The organism is Bradyrhizobium sp. BRP20, assembly GCF_020194215.1.
Classification (GTDB): domain Bacteria; phylum Pseudomonadota; class Alphaproteobacteria; order Rhizobiales; family Xanthobacteraceae; genus Bradyrhizobium; species Bradyrhizobium yuanmingense.
The window spans coordinates 1-5,987 of sequence record NZ_JADYVY010000049.1 but is presented as its reverse complement, the minus strand read 5'-3'; the positions used below and the strand labels follow the sequence as shown (position 1 = coordinate 5,987).

The window sequence follows — 5,987 nt, the reverse complement described above, 5'->3', positions numbered from 1 at the left end:
GCTTGATATCTCGCAACGCCGAAGCCCACAGCGTCAGCGTATCTTCAACTGACGCGCCACCAATCATCAGATCCCGAATCATGGTCGCCCATGGATTCAGAACCTTCAGGAAGATGCAACTGTAATGCTAGTTCTGAATGGTCCAAAGTTCGGCCTGGCTGCAATACCCAACGGGACTCTAACGTAACCGGATGAGTTCCCACGTCCGCGGTGATCAGCGAGCGCGGGCGTAGCGGATCGGCATCCAGTATTGCCGCAAGGCCTCGACCGCCGCCGGAATATCGGCGTGGGCGTTACGCAGAAAGTTCTTGGTCTCGCGGCCGCTTCGTGGTGGTCCAAGCAGCGGACGGCCCTGATCGTCGCGACAGTGCAGCAGGATGGGCAGAAGTAGGCCGTGATTGACGTTGCTGGCGTCCAGCAACGGCGCCCACGCCGATAGCTTGAGCCGCATCGCGGCATAGAAGCCTTGGCACCATGGTCGCGGATCGACGTCTCCACTGGGTTTGCGCCGGTACATCGGCGCGAACCTGTCGGGTGCGGTCGAGAGGGTGTTGCTGATGTCGTTGTGGCACAGCGCGACGGCCGATAAGGCTGCAAACTCCGGGGTGCCGCCGTGGTTGAAGGCATCGGCATCAATGGCAAGCAGCGGGCAGATTCAGTCGAGTGGGCTCATCGACACCGGTCCGGCCACGATTGCGGCGACGTAGCCGTCGAGCATGGGGAGATTGGTGGCGGCAGGATGCTGATCGACTCGAGCCTGCAGCCATCGCTCGAGTTCCGCAAGTGGCATCGCGGCGGCGGCCATCGATGACGATGCTTTATGGCGACGTGGGCTCACGCAGCGGCCTGTGCGGTGCGCTGGCGCGCCGCCTTCCAGTGCCAGGCGAGCAGCTCGTGCAGTTGATGGCTCTTGGTTCGCCCGGAGACGATGCGCTCCAGCACGTCGGTCAGATAGGCCTGCGGATCGAGCTCATGGAGCTTTGCGGTGTTCACGATCGACGCCAGGATGGCCCAGCTCTCGGCGCCGCCTTCGCTGCCGCTGAACAAGGAGTTGCGTCTTCCCATGGCAATCGGGCGCATGGAACGCTCGACTGTGTTGGAGTCGACCTCGACGCGGCCGTCGCGGAGAAACAGCGTCAGTCCGTCCCAGTGATTGAGCGCATAGTTGATCGCCTCTGTCAGCTTCGATTGGGAGAACAGCTGGCCGACGATCTCGGTCAGTCGCGCATTGAGCGCCGCCATCAACGGCGCGCTCCTGGTGCGGCGGGCGGCCAGCCGCTGCTCCGCACTACTGCCGCGGATCACTGCCTCGGTCGCATAGACCGCCTGCAGCCGTTCAATCACCTCGCGCGCGAATGGCGACTGCGTGGTCTTGTACACCTCGACGAATTTGCATCGGGCATGGGCGAGACAAAAGGCGAGCTGGATCGCGCCGCCATGACCGCGGGCCAGCGCCTTGCAGACGGCATAACCGTCCACCTGCAGAATGCCGGAAAAGCCCGTCAACTGTCCGGCGATCTCCTCGGTGCCACGGCCGTCGGCGAATACGTAGGCAACCGCCGGCGGCGAGGGGCCACCCCATGGCTGGTCATCCATAGCATGCGCCCAGAACTGGCAGATGCGGGAGCGATGTCGTCCGGGATCGAGCACCGGCATCGGCGTCTCGTCGCAGAACACGCGCGGCGCGGCCTGAATCATCCGCAGCTGCAGCTCATAAAGGCTCCTGAGCCACCACGCGGCGCGTTTGACCCAACCGGCGAGTGTCGCGCGGTCAAGATGGATGCCCTGGCCGGCGAGGACCTGAACCTGCCGGTAAAGCGGCAAATACCAGGCGAACTTCGAGACCACCACGTGGATCACGAGGGCCGTCGACGCCATGCCGCCTTCAATCAGGCGCGGCAGCACTTTCGCCTGGACCACGCCATCAGTGCAGCCGCGGCAGCCGTATGTGGGACGGATCGTGCGCAGCACGCGCAGGATCGCCGGGATCACGTCCAACACCTCGCTGACGTCCTCGCCGATCTTGTGAAGCTGGCCCTGGCAGCACGGGCAGGCCGTCACCTCCGGCTCCAGGACCTGCTCACAGCGCGGCAGAGGCTTGGGCAACGCGCCGATGTTGCGGCGCGCCTTCTTGCGCGGCTTATCGGCCGGCTTCGCCGCAGGCACATCGTCGTTGGCAGCTGCAAGCGGCGTGACACTTGTCTCAAGATCGTCAAGCTCAAGCGCAAGTTGCTCGGCCACGAGCGTGGCAAGCCGTTCCGAGCGCTTCCCGAAGATCATCTCCTTGAGCGTCTGCATCGCAACACGCAGCTTCTCGTTCTCGGCGTCAAGCGCCAGCACCATCTCGGTTAGAGCGGCTGGATCAGTCGGGAGAACGTCCGGGCGAATCGCCATGAACGGACCATACATCCGCGCGCCACAGGCTCCAGCGAAATCCTCTCCTCTCAGCCGAAAACGGCCGGCTGCTTCACAGGCTTGGGTGAGACGCGCGTCCGCATCGCGAGCTGCGTCGCACTGAGATGCACCACGCCGTCGCGGATCGGCGGCCAGGTGAAGTGCCCCTGGTGCAACCACTTCGTCACCAGCACCATGCCGCTGCCGTCCCACGCCAGAAGCTTCACTCTGTCCATGCGTTTTCTGCGGAACACGAAGACGTCGCCACAATACGGGTTCGCACGCAGCGCTTCGCTCACCAGTGCGGACAGCGTATGCACCGACTTGCGAAATCGACCGGCTGTGTCGCCAGCACCACTTTGAGGTCAGAGCGTAGCGCAATCACCGGATGCCCCGAAGCGCCGCCAGCACGGTCGACAGCGTCGCCAGCTCCACGCCGGGCTCGACCCGGATGCGCGCCCCGTTCACCTCGATCTCGACAACCCCGCAAACCTTGGCCGGCAGCGCGGCGATCTCCAAAGGCTTCGTCTGTAGCCGCGAAATACGCTCGGGCTCGCCGGCTGTCCCGCTACCGCTCTCGGCACCAATTTGGATTGGCACGAAGTTCGACGCCTTGCCAACCACCGCCGCCGCAACTTGGCGTCGCCACACCGTAAGCAGCCCCCGCGAAACGCCATTGCGCCGCGCAACCTCGGAGATGTTCGCACCCTCCCCTCACGTACAAAAAGAGGTGCCGTTCGCCCCGCTTCCAAACGAACTAGGCGAGTCGAAGCTCACATCCATCGTCGACGCACGCAGTGCGTTCGATGGTGACGATGTGGAATTGTTCGGCCCCGAGAGGCACGTCCACCGTTTACAACTTTCGGAGCTTCGCGCTCGTCGGCGGTTGATCGAGGCCGCTTTGCAGTCCAGAGCCACAGCGGCGACTCGTGAGCATATCGCGCGCGAGTGTCTGAAGCGCTTGCAGCGAGCCTCGAAGCTTGAGCGGCCGATCCTGGCTGCTTGGGCAGATGCTAGCTTGAGATCATTAGGCTTCACCGATGCGCGCGATCAGATCGCTAAGGCCGCAGGTGTGAGCGTCGAGCAGGCCCGTGTGTTGATCGCCCGAGGTCGAGCAGAGCTGCAAGCCGCTCAGCGTGAGGTCGGTCAGTGGCTCAGCACAAAGCAGCGTCGCGGCCGAACCAAACCGGACCTCCGAGAAATTGAGGTGGGATCGCTGTTCGACGGCGCAACCTCCGCTCACGCTATCGCCGCACTGAAGTCAGATGCCCAGCATGCACTACTGCACGCAATTGAGAATCGATTCATTGACGCGGGTATCAACGATGCCAATGCCGAAGCGAAGTCCAGGCGTATTCGACCGCTTGCGCGCGGCGTTTTGAGGGCACTCGACGAGTTGGGCCGTAATGATGAGGCGAACCGCGATCTGCTCGGCAGACTCGACCCCAATCAGGCTCAGCGTCTTGTTGCTCTACTGGTTTCGGCCAGAGCTGATGAACTGGATGGGCGCGTCGGCCAGTCGAAGGCCGAGCTAACAAAGCTGATCAATTAGATCGTTTTACCGACCAAAACGAAAACCGCAAAGCGTGCGGCCACGGCGCACGCTACCCATAGCCACAAACGCGCTGCCACCAAGGCCGCAGCGTAAACCCCAAGAGGACTAGCAATCATGACGCACACGCGATCCGGCACAGCCACCGCCCACTTCAAGGGGGTTGACCATATCGGACGAACGCTGATCGCGCCCGCGATTCAGGGTAGCGACGGGAAGCTATTTATTGACCAGCACGGGAAGGTAGTGCTGGCGATTCTCGAATCAGGAAGGCCCCCTCTGAGGTCGAATTAATATTCGAGGAATCAGAAAAAAGTAAGAAGGCGAACGCACATATCGCGAGTCGCGAGGCGCTGAAGCGCTATATCGAGAGACTGTTTAACGTGGAGCAGATCTTTGCCGATCAGAAGGCAGAGTATCAGGACACGAAGAACGACCTGAAGGTTGAGATAGAGGCCGCCGGTTACGGCTTTTCGTATGAAGATGTCAAGGCGGCGGTGGACCAGAGAATGCGGGATGTCGAACAGCTCGACAATGAGGTTTCTGCCCAGCTAACGATTACCGGAAGGGCTTACAGCAATGACTAAACCGCTCGACGCGGAAGTGCGCGACTGGAAACGCGAGTGGGCGCGAGTAGACGGGCGCGTAGCGACAATAGGAGCATCGCGATTGAGCTTGTGAACGCAGGCATTGCGATCCTTTTTGTCGACGGGGAGAGCAAGGTCCCGTTGACGCTCGCGCACGGTCAGTTCGACACACAAATTCCCGCGGAAGAGCGGGAAGCGAAGCGTCGCGCGTTCTTTGACAAACACGGATTTGAGCCGTTCGCTATCGGTGCGACAACTAACCGGGCGCCGGTACGGCGCTTGATGAGCGAGAAGCCTGATGTCCTCCCGGCCATCGCTTGCGGGCCGAGCGGCCTTGTAGTGGTAGACAACGACCTGAAAGAGCGCAATGGCGAGCATCGCGATGGAGTGAGGCTGTTCGACTTATTCGTCGAACGAAACGGTGAGTTGCCCAAGAAAACCGTCGCCGTGCGGACCCAACGCGGCGGGCGGCATCTCTATTTCTCTAATCCCGACAGGCTAGGGTGCAGCGCCGGTAAGCTGAAGCGGGACTGCGAGACCGACGTTAAGGGAGTTGGCGGGTACGTTGTGGCGCCGGGCGTGACGCGTATTCACGACGGGAAGACATACGGCAAGCGTTCTGACACGGCTGCACTGACCAAGGCGTATAAGGCGCGCACGTTGCCCGCCATCCCTCAATTCGTGCGGGATGCGATAAGCGGTGAGTCGTTGGGCGCTGTCTCTGATGAGGACGCGGTCGATGACCACGAGGCGTATTTCGCAAACGGCGGCACGGAGAAGCAATGGGACGCTTGGCAAGAGAGGCTCGCAGCGGAGAAGGCGGAGCCCTTCGGCGGCCGACCAATTCTGGTAGGTGCCAGCCGGAACTTAGAGCGTAAAGTGGCCCGCCATTTTTCTCAGCCGGAGAGCAGCACAATGGACGCATTACCCCGCATCCAAGTCCTCCGGGATCTTATCGAAGAACAGATTGAAGTCGTCGCGGCGGCTATCTGCGACGGCAAATGCCCGTTGGAGGCCGAGCTGCGTTTAGAGTGGCTTACTCGCGAGCTGGTGATCGAAGAGAGCGGGGAACGCGTCTTCACGCACCAGAGCATAGCTCAACGGCTTTGGGACCAATATAGATGGGCCTCCCGCACGCGCCGTCGCCCCTACACTCTCAAACAACACTAAGAACCTTCTAGGCCGAACAAATCGGTTGGTCGGGCGGGCGAGTCTATTTGGTCGAAGAGACGTGGGAGCCGGGAGTGCCTGAAATCGTGACGCCAATCAGCCGTAAGCGTGCAATAGATTGGCTGAGCGCCAATCCGGCCCGTCGTCGTGATGCGGCTATAGCGCGACAATCTGGGTGGGAAGCGCACGACAATCAGGATGGCGAGTCGGTGTCGCGGCGAGGTGATGATTGCCGCGTTAATTGTCGCGCGCAAGAGTTTTTTGAACTCTGATTGTCGCGGAGC

Annotated in this window: 8 protein-coding genes; 3 read left to right on the top strand and 5 right to left on the bottom strand. The window is 61.6% G+C overall.

From position 1 onward, the window contains the following. Positions 1-214 precede the first annotated feature (214 nt). The 5 genes from I6F33_RS37510 to I6F33_RS37490 all read right to left on the bottom strand — a co-directional run bounded on the left by I6F33_RS37510 (position 215) and on the right by I6F33_RS37490 (position 2,994). The gene (locus I6F33_RS37510; protein ID WP_346656714.1) at positions 215-559 is read right to left on the bottom strand and encodes a UPF0149 family protein; all 345 of its coding nucleotides are present in this window, start codon (positions 557-559) and stop codon (positions 215-217) included. 96 nt (positions 560-655) lie between these two features. After that, positions 656-805: a hypothetical protein gene (locus I6F33_RS37505; RefSeq protein WP_225143882.1), complete on the bottom strand. Its 150-nt coding sequence runs from the start codon at positions 803-805 to the stop codon at positions 656-658. A 29-nt stretch (positions 806-834) separates the two neighbouring features. Continuing rightward, positions 835-2,394: an IS66 family transposase gene (locus tag I6F33_RS37500; RefSeq protein WP_225143880.1), complete on the bottom strand. Its 1,560-nt coding sequence runs from the start codon at positions 2,392-2,394 to the stop codon at positions 835-837. Between the two features lie 50 nt (positions 2,395-2,444). After that, positions 2,445-2,714 carry an IS66 family insertion sequence element accessory protein TnpB gene (tnpB, locus tag I6F33_RS37495; RefSeq protein ID WP_225143878.1) on the bottom strand — a complete coding sequence of 90 codons (270 nt, stop codon included), beginning with the start codon at positions 2,712-2,714 and terminating at the stop codon, positions 2,445-2,447. 61 nt (positions 2,715-2,775) lie between these two features. Further along, positions 2,776-2,994, bottom strand: a complete 219-nt coding sequence (locus I6F33_RS37490; RefSeq protein ID WP_225143876.1) for a hypothetical protein — start codon at positions 2,992-2,994, stop codon at positions 2,776-2,778. Positions 2,995-3,070: 76 nt separating this feature from the next. Here I6F33_RS37490 and I6F33_RS37480 point away from each other — a divergent pair, with 76 nt between their 5' ends. From I6F33_RS37480 to I6F33_RS37470, 3 genes are all read left to right on the top strand, one after another. Further along, complete coding sequence (locus I6F33_RS37480; RefSeq protein WP_225143875.1) at positions 3,071-3,946, top strand: hypothetical protein; 876 nt, start codon at positions 3,071-3,073, stop codon at positions 3,944-3,946. Positions 3,947-4,329: 383 nt separating this feature from the next. Beyond that, entirely contained in the window at positions 4,330-4,533 is a 204-nt protein-coding gene (locus tag I6F33_RS37475) for a hypothetical protein (RefSeq protein WP_225143873.1), read from the top strand. 90 nt (positions 4,534-4,623) lie between these two features. Next, entirely contained in the window at positions 4,624-5,703 is a 1,080-nt protein-coding gene (locus I6F33_RS37470) for a bifunctional DNA primase/polymerase (protein ID WP_346656713.1), read from the top strand. Positions 5,704-5,987: the final 284 nt, after the last annotated feature.

What these genes read in the sequence shown, in the direction of transcription:
- I6F33_RS37500 (WP_225143880.1), bottom strand. Translation starts at nt 2,394, where the DNA reads ATGGCGATTCGCCCGGACGTTCTCCCGACTGATCCAGCCGCTCTAACC.
- I6F33_RS37505 (WP_225143882.1), bottom strand. Translation starts at nt 805, where the DNA reads ATGGCCGCCGCCGCGATGCCACTTGCGGAACTCGAGCGATGGCTGCAG.